Here is an 18947-nt window from a genome sequence, read left to right as displayed (position 1 = left end):
GCCCCGGGTGTCCGGGCGTCAGGCCGCGGGAGGCCGTACGCCGGAGGCCACGCCCGCGCCGTACAGCGCGTGCGCCGCCCGCAGCACCAGCGCGTCCCCGTGCCGGGGGCCCACGATCTGGAGGCCGATCGGCATCCCGTCGCCGTCCACCCCGCAGGGCAGCGAGCACGCCGCCTGCTGGGTGAGGTTGAACGGGTAGGTGAAGGGCGTCCAGCCCGTCCAGCGCGGGTTCCCCGATCCGGCCGGCACCTCCACCCCGTTGCCGAACGCCGTGATCGGCATGGTCGGCGTCACCAGCAGGTCGTACTCCTCGTGGAAGCGGCCCATGTGCCGGCCCAGCGCCATCCGCTCGTCCACGGCGGCGAGGTAGTCCAGCGCGCTCATCCGCGCCCCCAGCTCGCTGACCTCCCGCAGGCCCGGGTCCATCCGCTCCCGTTCCGCGTCGGTGAAGAACTGCGTGGTGCGCGCCGCGCCGGAGAACCACAGCACGTGGAAGGACTCCACCGGGTCCGTGAAGCCCGGGTCCGCCTCCACCACGTCCGCGCCCAGGTCCGTGAGCAGCTCCACGCCGCGCCGCACGGCGGCGGCCACCTCCGGGTCCACGTCCACCTGCCCGCCGAAGCTGGGGGAGTAGGCGATCCGCAGGCCCGCCACCCCGCCCGCCAGGCCGTCGCGGAAGCTGCCCGCGACCGGGCCGAGCTGCGACCAGTCCCGCGCGTCCGGGCCGCTGATCACGTCCATCAGCAGCGCCGCGTCCTCCGCGTCCCGCGTCATGGGGCCGACGTGCGCCAGCGTGCCGAACGCGCTCGCCGGGTACATCGGCACCCGGCCGTACGTCGGCTTCAGCGCGAAGGTGCCGGTGAACGACGCCGGGATGCGCACCGAGCCGCCCGCGTCCGTGCCCAGGCTCAGCGGCCCGGCGCCGACCGCCACCGCGGCCGCACTGCCGCCGCTGGACCCGCCCGCCGTGCGCTCCGGGTCGTACGGGTTGCCGGTCGCGCCGTGCCGCGGGCTGTCCGTCACACCCTTCCAGCCGAACTCCGGCGTGGTGGTGCGGGCCAGGAAGACGGCGCCGTGCTCCCGCAGCCGCGCCACCGAGGGGGCGTCCTCGTCCCACGGCCGGGAGTCCTCACCCACGGACCACGAGCCCTTGAAGGTGGGGACGCCGCGCTGCAGCAGGATGTCCTTGACCGTCACCGGCACCCCGTCGACCAGCCCGGCCGGTTCGCCGCGGCGCCACCGGTCCTCGCTGGCCCGCGCCTCCTCCAGCGCGGTCTCGCCCAGCAGGCGGACGAACGCGTTGAGCCGCGGCTGCGCGGCCTCGGCGTGCTCCAGCGCGGCACGGGTGACCTCGACGGGCGAGAAGTCGCCGGCGGCGTACCCGGCGACGAGCCGGGACGCGGTCAGGGCGGTGAGATCGGACAACGCGGCCTCCTGAGTGCCATGAGGGACGGGACGGTGGGACGGGTCAGGTCGCGGGGACATAGCCGAGGCCCTTGTCCACGACGTTGTGCAGCGGCTCGCCGGCGTACCAGCGGTCGAAGTTGTCCAGGAACTGCACGGCCAGGTCGTTCCGCCAGCCGACGGTGTCGCCGCTCATGTGCGGGGAGATCCACAGGCCGGGCGCCTCCCACAGCGGGCTGTCCTCCGGCAGCGGCTCGGTGTGGAACACGTCGAGCGCCGCCCCGGCGATGCGCCCCCCGTGCAGCGCCTCCAGCAGGTCCGCCTCCACCACGTGCTGACCGCGGCCCACGTTGATGAAGTGCGCCCCCGGCTTCATCCGGGAGAACGCCGCCGCGTCGAACATGCCGCGCGAGGACTCGGTCAGCGGAGCGACGCACACCACCCAGTCGGCCCCGGCCAGAAGGGTGTTCATGCCGTCGATGCCGTGGACGCGGCCGAAGTCCGGATCTCCCTCCCGCTCCGTGCGCCCCACGAGATCCACCGTGACACCGAGTGCCATAAGCGTGCGGCCGATTTTCCGGCCGATCGGGCCCGAACCGACCACCACCGCCCGGGTGCCGCCGACGCGGAATGTCTCACGGTGCCGCCACCGCCGCTCGCGCTGCAATTCCCAGCTCCCGCGGAAATCCTTGGCCATGGCCACGACGAGGCCGGTCACGTATTCGGCAATGGGCTGGTCGAATACGCCGCGTGCGTTGGTGAGGACGGTGTCCGAATCCGCCAGCTCGGGCAGCAGCCGGTCCACCCCGGCGGACGGCGTGTGGACCCAGCGCGGGCGAGGTCCACCACCCGGCCACGCCTCCCGCACGGCGTCCGACAGGAAGTCCCACACGAGCAGCACATCCGCCTCCGGCAGCCGTTCTGCCAGGGATTTCTCGTCCGCGTGCACCACCCTCGCGCGGCCCGAGAGGCGGTCGAGGTCGGGCAGCGGATCGGTGTCCAGGACCAGTACGCAGGTGTCGGACATACAGGCGTCAACCAATCGGAGGAGGGTGGCCGGAGAGTGCCGTGCGGTGCGCCGGGCAGGGGTGGAAGGGAGTGTGACGAAGAGCCGCGAGGCAGCCCACCGGGAAGGATTGACCACGGTAGGTAGCGGGCTCTACCTTCGTCAATGAAGGCATCTGTCCCGGCGTCCCGGCCCGGCCGGTTTTCCTTTTTCTTTCCCCATCCTCTTGGCATGTCCGCCACCCCTTCGTCTGTTTGGGGCTCGTGTAAATGGATGTCTCCTTCCTCGGTGGACCGCAGCCGCAGCGCGGCGTCGGAATCGTGGCACCCTTCGACTTCGCGCTGGACCGCGAGTTGTGGCGCTGGGTGCCGGACGACGTGTCGCTGCACCTGACGCGGACCCCGTTCGTCCCCGTCGAGGTCAGCCTCGACCTGGCCCGGCTCGTCAGCGAGCACGAGACGCTGCGCGAGGCCGTCAACGCCCTCGGCGCCGTGGCCCCCGAGGTGCTGGCCTATGCCTGCACGTCCGGCAGCTTCGTCGGCGGCACGGCAGGAGAACGCGCGATGAGCGTCGCGATGGAGAGCGCGGGCGAGGCGCCCGCCCTCACCACCTCCGGTGCGCTGCTGGAAGCGCTGGAGGAGCTCGGCGTGCGCCGCGTCGCCGTCGTCACCCCGTACACCAAGTCGGTCACCGACTCGCTGGAGGACTTCCTCGGCGAAGCCGGCATCGCGGTCACCGGCCGCAGCTACCTCGGCCTCACCCGCGAGATCTGGCGCGTCCCCTACCGGGACGTGGTCGGCATGGCCCGCGAGGCGGTCGCCGACGACCAGCCCGACGCACTCTTCATCAGCTGCACCAACCTGCCCACCTACGACGTCATCCCGCAGCTCGAAGCGGAGCTGCGGATGCCGGTGGTCTCCGCGAACCAGGTGACCGTCTGGGCCGCGCTGCGCCGCATCGGCAAGGACGCCGTGGGCGCCTACCAGGCACTGCTGGACCCGGTGGCCCGACGTGGCCCGGCGGCGATGACGCCGACCGCGGCCGAGCCCGCGGTCGCGGAGGGCGATCCCGTCGTCCGGGAGACCGTGTTCGAGCCGGTCGCCGAAGAGCTGCCGGGGGCGGCCGTGACGGAGGAGGAACCGGCCGAGCCGGTACTGCCCTCGCCCGCGACCGCCGCCGCGCCCTCCCCGGCCGACCCGGTGCTCGACGGCCACGAGGCCGAGGCACAGCCCTGGTACGACGAGTGGGGCAGAGGCCCGCAGCCTCCCGTCTAGGGCCTGTCCGGCGAAGCGCGACGAAGGCTGCGACGGACGGCGTGCCGGGTCCTGCGAGGGCCCGGCACCTCCATGAAGGTACGGACACGGCGGCAGGCCCGGCGCAGTACCGGCGGGTCTCCGGCGGAGCTCCGGCCGAACTCCGGCAGAGCAACGAACGAACGAAAGAGACGAAGGAGGCGTAGATGGCGAACGCTGTGGGGTTCCTCTACCCCGGCCACTCGGCGGAGGACGACTACCCGCGACTGGAGGGCATCCTGAACGACGCGGGCGCCGACGTGCGCCTGCCCCTCGTGCACACCGACATCGGCGAGGACGCCCACCGGGTCGACGCGCTGCTGGAGATGGGCTCCGCCCACCGGCTCGCCGACCGCGTGGCGGAGGTCAAACGGCACGACGTCGAGGCCGTCGTCTGGTCCTGCACCAGCGCCAGCTTCGTCTTCGGCTGGGAGGGCGCGCACGAGCAGGTGCGCGAGCTGTCCACCACGGCCGGCCTGCCCGCCTCCAGCACCTCGTTCGCCTTCGCCCGCGCCGTCCAGGCGCTCCGCGCCGAGCGCGTCGCGATCGCGGCGACCTACCCGGAGGACGTCGCGGAACTCTTCACCGCGTTCCTCAAGTCGGCCGGCGCGGAGGTGGTGTCGATGTGCGGCAGCGGCATCATCACCGCGGCCGAGGTCGGCACCTGGGGCAAGGAGGAGGTGCTCGCCCTCGCCCGCGGGGGCGACCACCCCGACGCGCAGGCCGTCCTGCTGCCGGACACGGCGCTGCACACGGCGGCGTGGATTCCGGAGATCGAGGCCGTCCTCGGCAAGCCGGTCCTCACCGCCAACCAGGTCACCGTCTGGGAAGGGCTCCGCCTCCTCGACCGCACGGTCACCTGCCCGTCGCTGGGCCGCCTCTTCGGGGCGTAGCCCCGCCGCCCCGGGTGGGGGACGGCTCCTCCGGGAGCCGCCCCACGCCCGGGAAGCAGGCCGGCCCGGCGCCCGCCGCCGACGCCTCACCGGCACCGGCGCGGGAATGACGCAGCCCGGCGGACGGTTGCCGTCTCACGAAGGCGCTACCGAACGAGAAGGCGAGCCCCACCCGTGAGTGAACCGGCGGCGAACAGCGACGCGATACGCGGCGAGGCGAGGGGCACCGCGCCCGTCCCCCTCTCCGTCCTCGACCTGGCCACCGTCGGCGCCGGACACACCCCGACCGACGCCTTCCGCACCTCCGTCCGCCTCGCCCGCCTCGCGGAGTCCCGCGGTTTCACCCGCCACTGGGTGGCCGAGCACCACTCCATGCCGGGCGTCGCCAGCACCGCGCCGGCCGTGATCCTGGCGCACCTCGCCGCCCACACCGACCGCATCCGGCTCGGCTCCGGAGGCGTGATGCTCCCCAACCACGCCCCGCTCGCCGTCGCTGAACAGTTCGGCACGCTGGAGGCCCTCGCACCCGGCCGCGTGGACCTGGGCCTGGGCCGCGCTCCCGGAACCGACGGGCTCACCGCCTCCGCACTGCGCCGCACGGACCAGCCGCGCCCGGACGCCGACGAGTTCCCGCAGCAACTACGGGAACTGACCCGGTTCCTCGACGACGACTTCCCGCCCGCGCACCGCTACCACGGCCGCGTGCACGCCGTGCCGGGGCCGGTCCAGGGCGGCGACGGGTCGCGTCCGCCGATCTGGCTGCTCGGCTCCTCCGGCTTCAGCGCCCGCCTCGCCGGGGAGCTGGGCCTGCCGTTCGCCTTCGCCCACCACTTCTCCGCCGCCCAGACGCAGCCTGCCCTCGCCCTGTACCGGGAGACCTTCCGTCCCTCGGAGGCGCTGTCCGAGCCGTACGCGCTGATCGGCGTGTCCGCGCTCGCGGCGGACGACGAGGAGGCGGCACGGCGCCAGGTCATGACCGGCGCACTGGCGATGCTGCGGCTGCGCACCGGACGGCCCGGACTCGTCCCCACGCCCGAGGAGGCCGCGGCGTACCCGTTCGGCCCGGCGGAGCAGGACTTCGTCGACGGGTGGCTGGCGAACGTGGTGCACGGCACCCCGGACGCCGTACGGGACGGGCTCGACGCGCTGGCCAAGCGCACCGGCGCGGACGAACTGATGCTGACGGCCAACGCGCACACGCCCGACGCCCGGGTCCGCAGCTACGCCCTGATCGCCGACGCGTACGACCTGCCGTTCCTCTGACGTCCGCGACCGCCCCGCGCGCGGCGAACCGTCTGCTCAGCCGGGCCAGTGCGCCGGCCGGGCGAGCCGGTCCGGGAGCCGGGTCGCCGCGTCGCCGCGCGCGGCGTCCAGCTGCGACGGAAGCAGGAACAGCACGCCGGTGAGGTCCGCGCCCCGCAGGTCCGCGTCGCGCAGGTCGGCGCCGGTGACGTCGGCCGTGCGCAGGTCGGCCCGGCGCAGGTCCGCGGCGACCAGGCAGGCGCCCCGCAGGTTCGCAGCCCGCAGGTCCGCGCCCCGGAGGCGCGCCCCGAACAGGTCGGCTCCCCGGTGGTCCGCGCCGCCCCGGCTCCCGGGCACGGCGGTCGTGCGCACCTGCGCGCCGGTCGCCGACAGCAGCGGGTTGACCTCGGCGCGCACGCCGCCCACGTCGAGGGCCAGCAGCTCGTCCGGGCGTCCACGGCTCAGCCGGTCGACGCGGGCCAGCGCCTCGCCCAGCGCGTCCCGAAGGTCGCCCTTCCGGGCGAGCCCGACCGCCTCGGTCAGGTACCGCAGCAGCTCGTGGAGCTGCCGCACCACCGGGAACACGGCGAACATCTCCCGCGCCAGGCCGTGGTTCCGCCGCCAGTCGCGGCCCCCGTACGTGGTCTGTGACACCTTCTGTCCGGCGCCGAGGCAGTCGTAGACGGCGCAGCCGGCCCAGCCGCGTGCGCGGAGGCCGGAGTGGATGCCGCAGCCGAAGCCGTCGCGGAGGTTGGCGCAGGGCGTCCCGGTCGGCTTGTCGACGGGGAAGTCGGACGAGGCGGCGAAGGGCAGCGCCACGCAGCACAGGGCGAAGCAGCGCGCGCAGTCCGCGCGCAGCGTCTCGCGAGCGGGGGCGGGCTCGGGTGCGGCGTCGGGTGTCACGGTGCGGCATCCTCGCACCGGCGCCGGCTCCCGTTCACCCGGTTTTCCCGCGCGGCGGCGGACCCGTCGTGCGGGAGCCGGACGGGCCGGGGTGTCGTCGGCCGGGCCCGGCGTCAGGTGGAGGCGCGGGAGAGCCAGGCGGTGAGGGAGGGCGCGGGCATGGGCCGGGCGTAGTAGTAGCCCTGCCCCGTGTCGCAGCCGATGCCGCGCAGCCGCTCTGCCTGCTCACGCCCCTCGACGCACTCTGCGGTGACCGTCAGCCCCAGCTCGTGCGCGAGCTGGACGAGCGCGGCCACGATGGTCTCGTCCGCGGGGTTCTCGTGCCGGGCGGTGCGGAAGCCGCGGACGAACGTGCCGTCCAGCTTCAGCGCGCGTACCGGGAGGCGGCTGAGGTAGGCGAGGTTGGAGTAGCCGGTGCCGAAGTCGTCGATCGCGATGCGCACGCCCATCTCGCTCAGCGCCTGCAACGCCTGGAGGGGGCGGCCGGCCGACCCCATCACCGCCGACTCGGTCAGCTCCAGCTGCAGCAGCCCCGGGGGAAGTCCCGTGTCGTCGAGGATGCGTTCGACGTCGGCGACCAGGTCGGAGTCCCACACCTGCCGCACGGCCACGTTGACGCTGACGTAGACCGGGTTGTGCGGGCGGTCGTCGAGCCAGCGCCGCGCCTGCCGGCAGGAGGCCTCCAGCACCCACCGGCCGAGCGGCACGATGGCGCCGTTCTCCTCCGCGAGCCCGATGAAGCGGTCCGGCCCGAGGGTGCCGAACCGCGGGTGCCGCCACCGTACGAGGGCCTCGGCGCCGTGCAGCGTCTCGTCGTCCAGCCCCACGATCGGCTGGTACTCCAGAGCGAACTCGCCCCGGTCCAGGGCGGGTCTCAGCGTGCTCGACAGCGCCTGGCGGGTGACGCGGTGGGCGTTGCGCTCCGGGTCGAAGAGCGTCCAGCGGCCCTTTCCGTCGGCCTTCGCCCAGTAGAGGGTCGTGTCGGCGGCCTGCATCAGGCAGGTGGCGGTCGTGCCGGCGGCGGCGCGCTCCACCACGCCGATGCTGGCGGACACCGCGAGCCGCTGCCCGGCCAGGTCGATCGGCTGCTGGAGCGCCCGCAGCACCGACTGCGCGAGGCCGGTCACCTGCGCGGTGTCGGCGGTGCTCTCCACCAGTACGGCGAACTCGTCGCCGCCGAGCCGGGCCACCAGATGCCCGTCGTTCTCCACACAGCTCGCCAGCCGCCGGGCCACCGCCTCGAGCAGCCGGTCGCCGACGCGGTGGCCGAGGGTGTCGTTGACCGCCTTGAACCCGTCCAGGTCCAGGTAGCAGAGGCCCACGCGGCCGGTGGCGGTCTCGCGCAGCGCGGCGGAGAGGCGTTCGAAGAACAGGGCGCGGTTGGGCAGCCGGGTCACGGGGTCGTGCATCTGGAGGTGCCGCAGGCGCTTCTGGAGCGCGCGGCGCTCGCTGATGTCCACCACCGACAGCAGCGCCCGGCCCTCCTCCGCGTCGGAGACGGGCGTGGTGGGTGTGACGGTGATCTCGGCCCAGAGAGAGTGGCCGTCGGCGTGCTTGAGCCGCCGGGTGCACGACATCCGGTCGGTCCGGCCGCGCAGCGCCTCGTGGTAGGCGCTGCGGGTGCGGCGGTCGGTGCCGATGCCGGTCAGGTCGGCGATCGGGGCGGCGACGAGGGCGTCCGGGTCGGTGCCGAGCAGGGCGCCGAGCGCGCGGTTGGCGCTGCGCACCCGGCCCTCGTGGTCGACGACCGCCATCGCGCAGTGCGCGGCGTTGAAGGCGGCGCGGAAGTCGCTGTCGCACGGGGCGGCGGGCAGCTGATCGCGGTCACCGTGCGTGAGATTCTGCGGGGGAGTCGTCGAGGCGGCCGCGGCGTCATCGTCCGGTCCGCCGGAGGGTCCGTTCACCGATCGCTCCCCACGGGACTCGTCGCGTGCGGCGCCGGTCGGGTGACTGCCCTGGTCCACCTGGCGGCCGGTCCGCGCTGGAAATGTGCCGATCATAGAGGCTGTCCGAGCGGCCGAGCCAGCAGCGGCGCGGAGGCGCACGAGGCGCGGCGTGCGCCTCGCGGGCGTACGCCCGCGCGGACGAGCGGTCCCCGAACGGCGTACCTGCGGCGCTTCGCCCGGGAGGGCGAGGGCTGGGCAGAACATCACACACGGTGTCCGACACGGGGATAACCCGATCGGACTAACGGTAGGCGACGTACGGGACGAAGCGGGACATGCTGGACGGGACCGAAATGGCTCGTCCAGGAGGTCGTACGTGGCGGTTCCGTGGAGACGTGAGCGGGTGGAGGGCCGGCCGTTGCTGCGCCGCACCTCGTCCGTGCTCACGTCCCTGGCCGCGATCATCGGCACCGCGCTGGTCGCCGGCCCGGCCACGGCCGTAGCCGCGCCCGGGGAATGCGTCCTCCCGCGCACCGAGGCCCACCACACGGAGGGGGTCGACGGCTGGGACTCCGCCTATCCCCGTCCGGACCGCCGGGCGGACGCCCTGATGCTCTTCCTGTCCTTCCCGGACTGGGAGCCGATGATGAACCCCGGCGCGCTGGTGCGCGACCACTTCCCGATGACCTCGGACTTCTTCGCCCGCGCCTCCTACGACACCTTCTCCCTCGAGGTGCACCCGCGGAAGCGCTGGATCGACATGCCCGCCACCTCCACTTCCTACGGCATACAGCGCGACTGGGACCCGGTGCTGCGCGGCGCCTACCTGCACGACGCCCTGAGCGCCGCCGACCCGCACGTCGACTTCTCCGACTACGACGTGGTCTACCTCGTCGCCGACCCGGACGCGCCCGGCGTGAACTCCGACGCGACCAAGGTCGTCAACTTCGAGGAGCCGGCCGTCCTGGACGGCCACGAGGTGGAGCGCGTCGTCACCGTCTTCGAACGCCACCCGCCCGACCGGTACGTCCTCGCCCACGAGACCGGCCACCTCTTCGACCTGCCGGACCTCTACCACCGGCCGGTCGACGGCGGCGCCGACTGGGACACGTTCGTCGGCGACTGGGACGTCATGGGCAGCCAGTTCGGACTCGCCCCGGACCTCCTCGGCTGGCACAAGTGGAAGCTCGGCTGGCTCGGGAAGCGGAACGTCGCCTGCGTGGCGGACGACACCGGCACCACCCGGCACACGCTGCGCGCGCTCGGGGCGCCGCTCGACCCGGGCTTCCTGCTGCGCCGCGACACCCGCCTCCTGGTGGTGCGCACCGGACCGCACGAGGTGCTGGCCGTCGAGGCGCGGGCCCCCGTCGGCAACGACATCGGGGTGTGCACCAGCGGGGTGCTGCTCTACCGGGTACGTTCCGACGCCGACTCGGCGGAGGGGCCGGTGGAGGTGATCGACGGCCACCCGAAGAGTTCGGCGTGCCGACGCAGCTCGGTCTACCCGCCGCTGGCGGACGCGCCGCTCGGCCTCGGCGAGCAGATCGTGTTGGAGGAGGCGGGCGGCATCCGCGTCCGCGTCGCGGACCGGGGCGCCGCGGACGGCGGCTGGTCCGTGCAGATCACCCGGGGTCCCGCGGCGACCCGGTGACCCCGGCCGGCTCCGACGGACGCCCGCCGGCCCGACCGATCCCCGCCGGACACGTCGAAGGCCCCCCGCCGGAGCGGAGGGCCTTCGACCGTCTGTGCGCCGCCAGGGACTCGAACCCCGGACCCGCTGATTAAGAGTCAGCTGCTCTAACCAACTGAGCTAGCGGCGCCTGCTGACGTCGTAGACCTTAGCACCACGGTCCTGCGGAAAGAAAATCGATACCCGGCCCCTCCCGGGCGGCCCGCCCGGGCCACGGGGATGCGGGCGGCGCACCTCCCGACCAGGCCGTACGTACGCGCGCACGTACGCCCACAGCAGCATCTCCGGCCCGGGCAGCCAGGGGTGCCGCACGTCCGGCGCCACCAGCCAGCGCGAGGTGGACACGGAACCGGCCGCAGGCGACAGCGGCGGGACCGTCACCGTGTCCCCGGCGCCGTGACAGAGCAGGCGGCGGCCCCCGGTCTCCCGGCGCGGGTCCGCGCGACGGCTGCCCCACTCCTCCCAGTCGAGCAGGGCCGGCAGCCGGCCGGCCGTACCGGGCGCGCAGAACAGCAGCATCCTGCCCTGGTGGACGGCGACCGGTCCGCTGCCCGGCCCCGCCGACCACAGCCGGTCCAGCAGCCGCCGCCCGTCCACCTGCGAGGCGGACACCACGTCGAACGCCGTGCCGCAGGGCAGCACGCTGGGCGCGGTGGGGCGCAGCGCCCACAGGGCGTGCACGCTGCGCGGGAAGCAGCTCGCGGAGGCGAGCCAGTCGGCGCCGGCGAGGGTGACGTGGGCGGCGGGACAGTCGGCCGGATCGGCGGGGTTGCTCATGGCATATACATCTAGCGACCTCGCGGGCACGGAGCGTGGAATTGCCGGAAACCCGCACGGGAGGGACGGATGTCCGGTACCTTCCGTCCCCGCGCTCCGGTGCGGCGCACGGCGCCGTGCCGTGCGCCGGGGGCGTACCACGGGGCGGGGTGCGCCCGGCTGTTGCACCGGGGGGCCGGTCGGCGGGACGTCAGTCGTGCGTGCGCTCGGAAAGCAGCTCGCGGCCGAACTCGATCATCTTGTGCGCGTAGTCCTCGGTCCAGTCCGCCCGTTCCGCGATCACCGCCGCGGGCAACCGGTCGAAGCGCTTGGGATCGGCGAGCTGAGCCGCCGCGACGGCCTGGAACTCCATGGCCCGGTCGGCGGCCGACCGGAACGCGAGCGTCAGCTCCGTCGCCCGTGACAGCAGCTCGCGCGGGTCCTCCAACGCGTCGAGGTCGAAGAAGTGCTCGTCCTCGCCGGAGGCCGCCGCGGGCTCGAAGAGCAGTGCGGCGGGACGCCGGAAACGCGGTGTGCCGCCGCCGTTGCCGGCGGGGTCGGGAGCCGGGTGCGGCTCGGGCATGCGAGTACCTCCAGGTCGACTGCCACCCCCATTCTCCCCCCGAAGCGCCGTCCGACTCCTCCTGCCGCAGCCCGTCCGCCGCGGCCGACCCGGCCCGTCTCGCACCGGGGCCGGCCGGCCGGCCCGCCCGTGGACGGCCGTCAGAGCTCCACGCGGTGCTCCGCGAGAAGGGCCAGCACCGCGTGGTTCGCCTCCCAGCCGTCGGGGAACTTCACGGTCACCCCGAGCTGCACCGGCTCCGTCGAGGGGTGGTCGTCCAGCAGCTCCGGGACGCCCGCCCGGCACACCACGACGCAGGCGTGCCGGTGGCGCGACGCGAGCACGCACAGGCGGCCCGTCTCCAGGTGGAACGCGGTGGCGTCGGGACGCCCGGACAGCGGATGCAGCACCACCGTGACGTCGAACTCCCGTCCCTGGAGCCGGTTCGCGGTGTCCACGACCACGTCCGTCACGTCACGGGCGGCGAGCGCGGCCCGTACCGCGGCGGCCTGGTCGCGGTGCGCGGTGCCCACCGCGACCCGGTCCGCCGTCAACGGCACACCGTCGTGCGACCGTTCGCTGCGCGTCTCGCCGTCCCGCGCCAGCAGCCGCCGCACCACGTCCGCCACCGCGGCGACCGCCTGCGGGTCCGTGCGCGGCGTGTGCCGGGCCGGCAGCTCCAGCAGGCCCCAGCCCGACGCCGCCGCCTCGTCGATCACCCGGTCCACGGGCGACCCGTCCGACGCCCCGGCGAACGCCAGCGTGCGGTCGTCCGGCCCCGTGCCGCTGGTGAACGGCGTGAACGGATAGAACGCACGGGAGACCAGCGGTGCCGCCGAGGCGGGCAGCCGCCAGGACACCGGCAGCCGGTGCTGTGGAAGGTCCGGATTGTGCGCGAGCAGCGTGCTCACCGCGCTCGCCGACGGGTCGTACGTCAGGCCCGCCCACTGCTCCACGCCGACCTGGCTGAACGGGTCGAGCTGACCCGGGTCGCCCACGAAGAGGGCCCGCTCGAACAGCCCGGCCACCGCCAGCAGCGCGTCCGACCGCATCTGGTACGCCTCGTCGACGATGGCGTGCTCCCACGGCGTGTCCGTCTTCACCCAGGCCCACTTGGCGGCCGTCGAGACCACCACGGGCAGCTCCGCGAGGTCGGCCGCCTTCGCCGACGGACGCACCGACGGATGCGTGTCCAGCACCCGGTCGTACGGCTCCGGGTCGCTGCTGTGCAGCCGCCCCACCAGAAGCTCCGGGTCCTCCCGCGCGAGACGGTCCACCAGGTCGTCCACCTGCGCGTTCGTCTGCGCCACGATCATCAGCCGCCGCCCGGCCGCGGCCAGTTCGCGTGCCGCGCGCACCACGAGCGTCGACTTGCCCGCCCCCGGCGGCGAGTCCACGACCACGCCGGGCCGGTCGCCGTGCAGCGTGTCCCGCAGGATGGCCGCCGTCGCCTGCGCCGCCGCCTCGCCGGGCGGCAGGCTCTCCCGCGCCCGCGCGAGGCGCACCACGCCCGCCGCCGCGTCCGCGCGGGCGTCGCCGGTCACCGTCACAGGAAGTCCTCCGCGGTCTCGGGGTCGGGGGGATCGGCGGGCCGCAGCACCCGCACGGCGGCCTCCGCGCCGGCGTCGGGAGCGCCCTCACCGCTGGTGGCGACCTCGGCGGCCTCGGCGGCGTCGACGAGGGCGGCGGGTGCGGCGCAACCGTCGGGCGGGCCGCCGTGCGTCCAGGGAGTGTCCTCCGGCTCCGGCAGGCCCGGTCCGCCGCGCGGACTGTGCTCGAAGAGCGTCCACACCAGACGGTCGCCGGGCTCCGGGACGGAACCGGGCGCCGGCTCCTTGCCGCGCCCCATGCCGTTGGTCAGCCGCAGGGTGAGCAGACCCTCGCCCGGCACGTCGGCCAGCTCGGCACTCTGCTTGGTGGCGCCGTCGCCGAGCCTCCGGTGCACCGTGCCGCGCTCGGCCAGATGCGGCCGGTCGTCCGTGCGGACGGTCACCAGGGGACGCGGTCGCGGCCGCTTCCCCTCCGACCACGCCTCCTCCACGCCGACCACGACCCCGGCGAACGCTTCCCCTGCGAGCCGGCGGGCGGCCATGACCAGCGGGTCGTCCAGCGCCTCCTGCGCGTCCAGACGGGCCTGCGCCTGCTCGCGCGAGGCCAGCTTGTTCGCCGCGGTCACCGCGTCGTCCCGCTTGGGCTGCGGCGGCTCGCCCGCGCGCACCCGGTCACGGTGGTGGGTGTAGGAGAAGCGGTCACGGCGCCACCGGTCGGCGACGCTCGCCCCCTCCGGCAGCGCACGCAGCAGGTCCACGCCGTGCCACACGGACCGCCACGTCGGCAGCAGCTGACTCTCGATCAGGTCGTGGATCTCCTGCTCCGCCCCCGTCAGCCCGGCGTCGAAGCGCTGGACGGCCGGTGCGAGCCGGTGGTTGTCGAACGCCGGGTCCGTCGCCGGACCGGCCGGCGGGGTGAGCAGCAGGCCCTTCGCGTCCCGGGCGGTCTCCGCCCGCAGCGCGGCCGCGGCGCCGTCGTCGCGGCCGTCCTCCGCGGCCTCGATCCAGGCCAGCAGCGCGCCCAGGTGCTGGTCCTCCAAGTGGCTCTGGCCGGTGGCCCAGTGCCGGGTGAGCAGTTCGGTCATCGCCACCAGAAGCGCGGAGCCGGGCACCCGGGCGCGCTCGCCGTAGTGCGTGAGCCAGCGGCCCAGCAGCGGTACGTGCGCCGGGGCGGGGTGCGGGGTCTCCGGGTCCTGCTCCACGGTGCGGCGGAACCGCGTCGACCGCCCCAGCAGGCGCACGAAGTCGACGCCGGGACCGTTCGGGACGATCAACTGCGGTGCGTCCGCGCACAGTTCCGTCTCCTCGCCGCCCCGTTCCTCGTGCTCGACCTCGTCCTGGGCGGACTCCAGGTGCGGCAGCACGACCTCCGCCAGGGCGGCGAGGAACGCGAACCGCAGGTCGCGGTCGCGCGGCTGCGGCACCACCAGCAGCCGCGGGGCGTCCCGGTCGGTGCCGACGAGCGCGCCGAGCGGCGCCCCCGCCTCGCCCGCCGTGGTCAACGGCACCAGCACCATGGGCCGTTCGGCCAGATGGCGGTGCCGCACGGTCGCGGCCGGCTGCGCACGTCCGGCCGCGACGGCCTCCATGCGCGCCAGCGCACCGATCAGCGACATGCCCCCTCCTTCCGCCTGGTCGATGCGCGCGGACCGCGGGTGAGCACCGCTCCGTGCGCCGCGCGTCCGCCGGGCCGGGCACGGAACGACGTCGCGGAGCGCGGGAGAACGGCGGTCACCGGGCGCCGTCCCCGGCCGCACGGGAGGCGCCCAGCGCCTCGGCACGAAGGCGCGCGGCGCGGCGCAGCGCGGCGGCCGCCGGTTCGGCCCCACCCTCGGAGCCGTCGCCGTCGCTGCTGCCGTCGCCGTCGCCGTCGCCGTCGCTGTCGCCGGCCGAGGCCGCCGACAGCACCGCCTCCACCGAGGTCAGGCCCCCGAGTTCACCGCGCACCGAACGGCCCAGCGTGGTCACCGCGCCCGCCTTGCGGGCGGCGTCCCGGCAGTGGAACGCCAGCTCGCACCCGGCCAGGCACTCCGGGGCGTACTGCGCGGGCACCTCGGCCACGGCCGACGCCAGCCGGTCCGCCGGGAGCGTCGGCGCGAAGCTGGTGCCCTCGGGCACGTCGGCGGCGATCTCGTCCAGCCGGGTCAGCCGCGCGATCTGCCGACGGGTGCTCGCCACCTGCTTGCGCAGGTCCACGAGCGCCGCGGCCGGCAGGTTGGTGAAGTCCTTCGGGCACACCAGCAGCGCATGCGGCCGTACGACCGGCCCGGTGTCCGCAGCGGAGTTGGAGAGGGGCACGGCCTCCAGCGCGAGCGCGTACACCGCCGCCTGCCGGGCCGCCGCGCCCACCTTCGCCGGGTCGGCCGAACCGTCCAGCACCGGGAAGGACTTGATCTCCACGACCGTCCGGCTGCCGTCGGGGTGCACGGCCACGGCGTCCGGCTCCAGGTACACCGGCGAGCCCGCGACCCGCAGCGTCAGCATCGGGTGGTCCAGCAGCGCCCAGCCGCCCGCCGCCGTCGCCTCCGCGAGCGCGAGCCGGGTGCGCTCCGCCCGCCCCGCCGGGCCGGCCGCCGCCAGGTCCGGCACCGCCACCTCGCCCGGCTCCGACGGCGCGGTCTCCCCGGTACGCCCGCACAGCAGCCGTATCAGCTCGGCGCCGCCGTCCCCCTTGACCCGGGCCTCGAAGGCGTTGCCGCGGACGAAGGCGAACTGCGACTGGCCGAACGCGGCCGGCGCCCCCAACGCCTCGGCCAGCGCGGCCTTGTCGACCCCGGCGCCGTCGAGCAGCGCGCGGCGGCGGCATCCGGGGTTGGCCGCGAGGGCGGCCAGCGCCCGGGCGTCCAGCGGGCGGGGCGGCACGTCCCGGCCTCCTCGCAGTTCGGCGAGCCGCCGGTGCAGGGCGGAGTGCGGGGCCGGCACGGCGGAGGTGCCGGGGGAAGTCGTCATAGGCTCACGCCTCGGGCGTCGTCGGTCTTTCCGTATCCAGCCGCAGTGTTGCATCCGGCACCGACAACGCCCGCCGACCGGGGTCCGCGGAACGGGCCCGCCGCCGGGTGATGATGGGGCGCGCACGCAGCGCACGCACCCCGGACACTCGGCGAGAGGCGGCTTCCCGGTCATGGCAGCACCCCGCATCCTGCTGGTACGGCACGGCGAGACGGAATGGTCCCGCAGCGGCCGGCACACCGGACGTACCGACGTACCGCTCCTCGACGAGGGGCGGCGCATGGCCGAACGGCTGGGCGCGCGCCTGCACCGCGCGCCCTGGAACGGCCTGCCCGACGTGGAGGTCCGCACCAGTCCGCTCGCCCGCGCCCGCGACACCTGCGAGCTGGCCGGATTCGGTGACCGCGCCACCGAGTGGGACGCCCTGCGCGAATGGGACTACGGCGCCTACGAGGGGATGACCTCGCCGGAGATCCGCGCGCAGGTCGGCGGCGACTGGCAGGTCTGGCGCGACGGGGTGCGGGACGGCGAGTCGCTGGCCGACCTGTCGCGGCGCGCCGACGACATCGTGGCCCGGGTGCGATCGGCGGACCGTGACGTGCTGGTCTTCGCGCACGGTCACCTGCTCCGTGCGCTCGGCGCCCGCTGGCTCGGCGAACCCGTCGGCCACGGCGCCCGGCTGGTCCTGGACCCGGTCGGCCTCTCCGTCCTCGGCTGGGCCTACGACGCCCCCGCCCTCTCCCGCTGGAACGACACCGGCCACCTCGGTTAGGCCCCCGGGCGCATAGACGTCCGGGACGTGGCGGTCGTGGGCGGGGGGAACGCCGCCCGGGCGGAGGTCCGCACAGCGAGGCCGCCGTCGCTATCCTGCGGCCATGACCGAGACGGAGACGACCTGCCCCGTGTGCGGGTCTGCAGAGTTCGAGGAAGGCTACGTCGACGGTCTGGGCCCGGGTTCGTCACTGGTCGGGTGGTCGCGTGGTGCGAGGTCGGCCACCTCCTTCCGGGGCTTCCGGCAGAAGCGGCGGGGCCGCGCCCTGGTGGCGTGGCGCTGTGTCGGGTGCGACCGGCTCGAATTCTTCGCCCGCGGAAAGCTGTAGCCCGGCCCGCCACTCCCCAGGGCGGCACGTCCTCCTGCACGGCGGACCGCTCCGCCTCCCGCGCGCGGCACGCGCTACGCCCGCTCGGCGCGGGGGGCGGGGAGGCGGGGCAGCAGGGCGGAGACGGCGGGTTCGCGGCGGTGGGGGGCGAGGCGGGCCGCGGTGACGGCCAGCATGCTGCGGATGCGCGTCGACTTGACCGGCCCCAGCAGTTCGAGCACGTGCGACGCGGCGGCCGCGGCCTCGTCGGGTCGGCCCGCGGCGGCCAGGTCACCGGCCAACTCGGCGGTGAAGAGCGCCCGGTTGCGCACGAAGTGCGGCTCCTGGAGGGCGACCGCGCGCCGCGCGTGCACCACGGCGGGTCCCCAGACCCCCAGCGCCGACCAGCACTGCGACTCCAGGCCCGCCATCTCCGCCTCACCGAAGAACGTCATCCACGGCGGGTCGTCGTCGGACGGTCCGCGTGCGAAGAGGCGGTGCGCCCGTACGAGGGCGTCCTCGCAGGCGGAACGGTCGTCGAGCCCCGCCCACCCGCCGGCCTCCCGCAGGGTCAGCAGGGACAGCAGGCGGGAGGAACCGAGATGTTGCGCGGCCTGGTGTCCCGCCTGCGCCGCGCGGACGGCCTCCCGGGGGCGGCCGGCGTCCCGCGCGAGGAAGGCGGTGTTGCAGAAGGCGTGTGCCTCCAGCGCCGGGTCCCCGGAGACGCGCGCGGTGGCGAGGGCCTCCGCGTAGTGGGAGCGGGCGTCGGCGAAGCGGCCGGAGTCGTGCGCCAGCCAGCCGACGGAGATGGCCAGTTCACCGGCCCCGGAGTGCAGCCGGTCCGCGACCGCGCGGCGTGTGGTGCCCGCGTCGAGGTAGGCGTAGGCGGACTGCAGGGCCGTGCCCGCGCGGCGGTAGAGGCCGTCGGCGCCGTGCCGGTCGTCCAGCAGGCGGATGCGGTGGACGGCGTCCTCCACCGCTGCGGCCTCCGTCTCGCCGGCGCGGCGGACGGTCGTCGTGGCGCCGCCCGGGCCGGTGTTCCGTCCGTCGCCGGTCAGGGAGACGGCGACCAGGGCGGCCGGGCCGCCGGTCATGAAAGCGCGACGTAGCACGTCGCTCTCCTCGTCGTTCTCGTTCGTGATCGCGTACTCGGCGTCGTGCTCTGCACCGGGGTGGTGCGCGGGCCGGTCGTGGTCGACGACGGTCCCCGCGGCGTCCGCCCGGCGCGTCAGGGCGGACGGAGGCGTGGTCTCACCTCCGCGCGCCCCTCGCACGCGTGCGGCGCGCCCGCGGACCGACTCCCGTGGTGCGAAGCCCAGGTCGGCGAGCGTGCGGCCGGGGAACATGTGCAGGAACACCCGTTCGTAGGCGTAGTTGGGGCACCGGATCTCTCCGGCCTCCACCCGGCCCACATAACGGGCGTCGCACGCTACCTGTTCGCCGATCTCACGCGCCGACCTGCGTACCGCTGCTGCGAATTCCCCTGGTGATAGCGGACCCCGCAGTCTTCGGAAGGCCGTGTTGGGTCCGCGTCTCGGCCCCGGTGACGTGGAGGGTGACGACGCCATGGCCGGACCGTACCGGCTGTGACGGGAGCACCACACACGGTTTGGCCACAAAACGGAATTCCCCACCGTGATCTGCCATGAACTGCCATCCTTTGCAGCGTTCCGCCGCCGTGGCCGTTGACGCCGCCGCGCGTTGGACTCGGCACAGCGACGAGTCGAGGAGGCGC

At 74.9% G+C, this 18947-nt stretch carries 16 protein-coding genes and 1 tRNA gene; 6 read left to right on the top strand and 11 right to left on the bottom strand.

The genetic code is table 11. From position 1 onward, the window contains the following. Positions 1-18: 18 nt before the first annotated feature. Both RM572_RS03310 and RM572_RS03305 read right to left on the bottom strand, forming a co-directional pair. Positions 19-1425, bottom strand: coding sequence for an amidase (locus RM572_RS03310; RefSeq protein WP_311671722.1), 1407 nt, complete (start codon positions 1423-1425; stop codon positions 19-21). A 43-nt stretch (positions 1426-1468) separates the two neighbouring features. Continuing rightward, positions 1469-2431 carry a D-2-hydroxyacid dehydrogenase gene (locus tag RM572_RS03305; protein ID WP_311671721.1) on the bottom strand — a complete coding sequence of 321 codons (963 nt, stop codon included), beginning with the start codon at positions 2429-2431 and terminating at the stop codon, positions 1469-1471. Between the two features lie 248 nt (positions 2432-2679). Here RM572_RS03305 and RM572_RS03300 point away from each other — a divergent pair, with 248 nt between their 5' ends. The 3 genes from RM572_RS03300 (at position 2680) to RM572_RS03290 (ending at position 5858) form a co-directional block, all read left to right on the top strand. Then, positions 2680-3684, top strand: a complete 1005-nt coding sequence (locus tag RM572_RS03300; protein WP_311671720.1) for a maleate cis-trans isomerase family protein — start codon at positions 2680-2682, stop codon at positions 3682-3684. A 185-nt stretch (positions 3685-3869) separates the two neighbouring features. Further along, on the top strand, positions 3870-4595 hold the full coding sequence (locus RM572_RS03295) for a maleate cis-trans isomerase family protein (protein WP_311671719.1): 726 nt from the start codon (positions 3870-3872) through the stop codon (positions 4593-4595). Positions 4596-4769: 174 nt separating this feature from the next. After that, positions 4770-5858 carry an LLM class flavin-dependent oxidoreductase gene (locus tag RM572_RS03290; RefSeq protein WP_311671718.1) on the top strand — a complete coding sequence of 363 codons (1089 nt, stop codon included), beginning with the start codon at positions 4770-4772 and terminating at the stop codon, positions 5856-5858. A gap of 36 nt (positions 5859-5894) precedes the next feature. On the opposite strand, the gene RM572_RS03285 is transcribed toward RM572_RS03290, so the two are convergent. Then, positions 5895-6740 carry a pentapeptide repeat-containing protein gene (locus RM572_RS03285; protein ID WP_311671717.1) on the bottom strand — a complete coding sequence of 282 codons (846 nt, stop codon included), beginning with the start codon at positions 6738-6740 and terminating at the stop codon, positions 5895-5897. 113 nt (positions 6741-6853) lie between these two features. Then, the gene (locus RM572_RS03280; protein ID WP_394813500.1) at positions 6854-8740 is read right to left on the bottom strand and encodes a putative bifunctional diguanylate cyclase/phosphodiesterase; all 1887 of its coding nucleotides are present in this window, start codon (positions 8738-8740) and stop codon (positions 6854-6856) included. A gap of 262 nt (positions 8741-9002) precedes the next feature. Here RM572_RS03280 and RM572_RS03275 point away from each other — a divergent pair, with 262 nt between their 5' ends. Further along, the gene (locus RM572_RS03275; RefSeq protein ID WP_311671716.1) at positions 9003-10277 is read left to right on the top strand and encodes a M6 family metalloprotease domain-containing protein; all 1275 of its coding nucleotides are present in this window, start codon (positions 9003-9005) and stop codon (positions 10275-10277) included. A gap of 95 nt (positions 10278-10372) precedes the next feature. Here the strand turns inward: RM572_RS03275 and RM572_RS03270 are convergent. The 6 genes from RM572_RS03270 to RM572_RS03245 all read right to left on the bottom strand — a co-directional run bounded on the left by RM572_RS03270 (position 10373) and on the right by RM572_RS03245 (position 16133). Further along, positions 10373-10446, bottom strand: a tRNA-Lys gene (locus RM572_RS03270). Further along, entirely contained in the window at positions 10437-11093 is a 657-nt protein-coding gene (locus tag RM572_RS03265) for a bifunctional DNA primase/polymerase (RefSeq protein ID WP_311671715.1), read from the bottom strand. Before RM572_RS03265 ends, RM572_RS03270 begins: the two co-directional genes overlap by 10 nt. A gap of 190 nt (positions 11094-11283) precedes the next feature. Beyond that, on the bottom strand, positions 11284-11655 hold the full coding sequence (locus tag RM572_RS03260) for a hypothetical protein (protein ID WP_136184008.1): 372 nt from the start codon (positions 11653-11655) through the stop codon (positions 11284-11286). A 140-nt stretch (positions 11656-11795) separates the two neighbouring features. After that, positions 11796-13139 carry an AAA domain-containing protein gene (locus tag RM572_RS03255; RefSeq protein ID WP_311671827.1) on the bottom strand — a complete coding sequence of 448 codons (1344 nt, stop codon included), beginning with the start codon at positions 13137-13139 and terminating at the stop codon, positions 11796-11798. Positions 13140-13180: 41 nt separating this feature from the next. Then, positions 13181-14800, bottom strand: coding sequence for a hypothetical protein (locus RM572_RS03250; RefSeq protein WP_311671714.1), 1620 nt, complete (start codon positions 14798-14800; stop codon positions 13181-13183). Positions 14801-14915: 115 nt separating this feature from the next. Then, positions 14916-16133 carry a hypothetical protein gene (locus tag RM572_RS03245; RefSeq protein ID WP_311671713.1) on the bottom strand — a complete coding sequence of 406 codons (1218 nt, stop codon included), beginning with the start codon at positions 16131-16133 and terminating at the stop codon, positions 14916-14918. Positions 16134-16305: 172 nt separating this feature from the next. Between RM572_RS03245 and RM572_RS03240 the strand changes: the two genes are divergently transcribed. Together RM572_RS03240 and RM572_RS03235 are read left to right on the top strand one after the other, a co-directional pair. Further along, positions 16306-16905 (top strand): histidine phosphatase family protein, encoded by a 600-nt coding sequence (locus tag RM572_RS03240; RefSeq protein WP_311671712.1) that lies wholly within the window; start codon positions 16306-16308, stop codon positions 16903-16905. 103 nt (positions 16906-17008) lie between these two features. Continuing rightward, complete coding sequence (locus RM572_RS03235; RefSeq protein ID WP_311671711.1) at positions 17009-17233, top strand: hypothetical protein; 225 nt, start codon at positions 17009-17011, stop codon at positions 17231-17233. Between the two features lie 74 nt (positions 17234-17307). Here RM572_RS03235 and RM572_RS03230 read toward each other — a convergent pair whose 3' ends face one another. Next, positions 17308-18780, bottom strand: coding sequence for a tetratricopeptide repeat protein (locus RM572_RS03230; RefSeq protein ID WP_311671710.1), 1473 nt, complete (start codon positions 18778-18780; stop codon positions 17308-17310). Positions 18781-18947: the final 167 nt, after the last annotated feature.

The sequence above is a fragment of the Streptomyces hazeniae genome (assembly GCF_031845485.1).
Taxonomy (GTDB): domain Bacteria; phylum Actinomycetota; class Actinomycetes; order Streptomycetales; family Streptomycetaceae; genus Streptomyces; species Streptomyces hazeniae.
The sequence above is the reverse complement of the archived record's forward strand: the minus strand, read 5'-3'. Positions and strand labels throughout refer to the sequence as shown.

Bases quoted from the DNA above. Each gene is read 5' to 3' on its own strand.
- RM572_RS03305 (WP_311671721.1), bottom strand. From the start codon at position 2,431: ATGTCCGACACCTGCGTACTGGTCCTGGACACCGATCCGCTGCCCGAC.
- RM572_RS03260 (WP_136184008.1), bottom strand. From the start codon at position 11,655: ATGCCCGAGCCGCACCCGGCTCCCGACCCCGCCGGCAACGGCGGCGGC.
- RM572_RS03295 (WP_311671719.1), top strand. From the start codon at position 3,870: ATGGCGAACGCTGTGGGGTTCCTCTACCCCGGCCACTCGGCGGAGGAC.
- RM572_RS03245 (WP_311671713.1), bottom strand. From the start codon at position 16,133: ATGACGACTTCCCCCGGCACCTCCGCCGTGCCGGCCCCGCACTCCGCC.
- RM572_RS03240 (WP_311671712.1), top strand. From the start codon at position 16,306: ATGGCAGCACCCCGCATCCTGCTGGTACGGCACGGCGAGACGGAATGG.
- RM572_RS03250 (WP_311671714.1), bottom strand. From the start codon at position 14,800: ATGTCGCTGATCGGTGCGCTGGCGCGCATGGAGGCCGTCGCGGCCGGA.
- RM572_RS03300 (WP_311671720.1), top strand. From the start codon at position 2,680: ATGGATGTCTCCTTCCTCGGTGGACCGCAGCCGCAGCGCGGCGTCGGA.
- RM572_RS03235 (WP_311671711.1), top strand. From the start codon at position 17,009: ATGACCGAGACGGAGACGACCTGCCCCGTGTGCGGGTCTGCAGAGTTC.
- RM572_RS03280 (WP_394813500.1), bottom strand. From the start codon at position 8,740: ATGATCGGCACATTTCCAGCGCGGACCGGCCGCCAGGTGGACCAGGGC.
- RM572_RS03230 (WP_311671710.1), bottom strand. From the start codon at position 18,780: ATGGCGTCGTCACCCTCCACGTCACCGGGGCCGAGACGCGGACCCAAC.
- RM572_RS03265 (WP_311671715.1), bottom strand. From the start codon at position 11,093: ATGAGCAACCCCGCCGATCCGGCCGACTGTCCCGCCGCCCACGTCACC.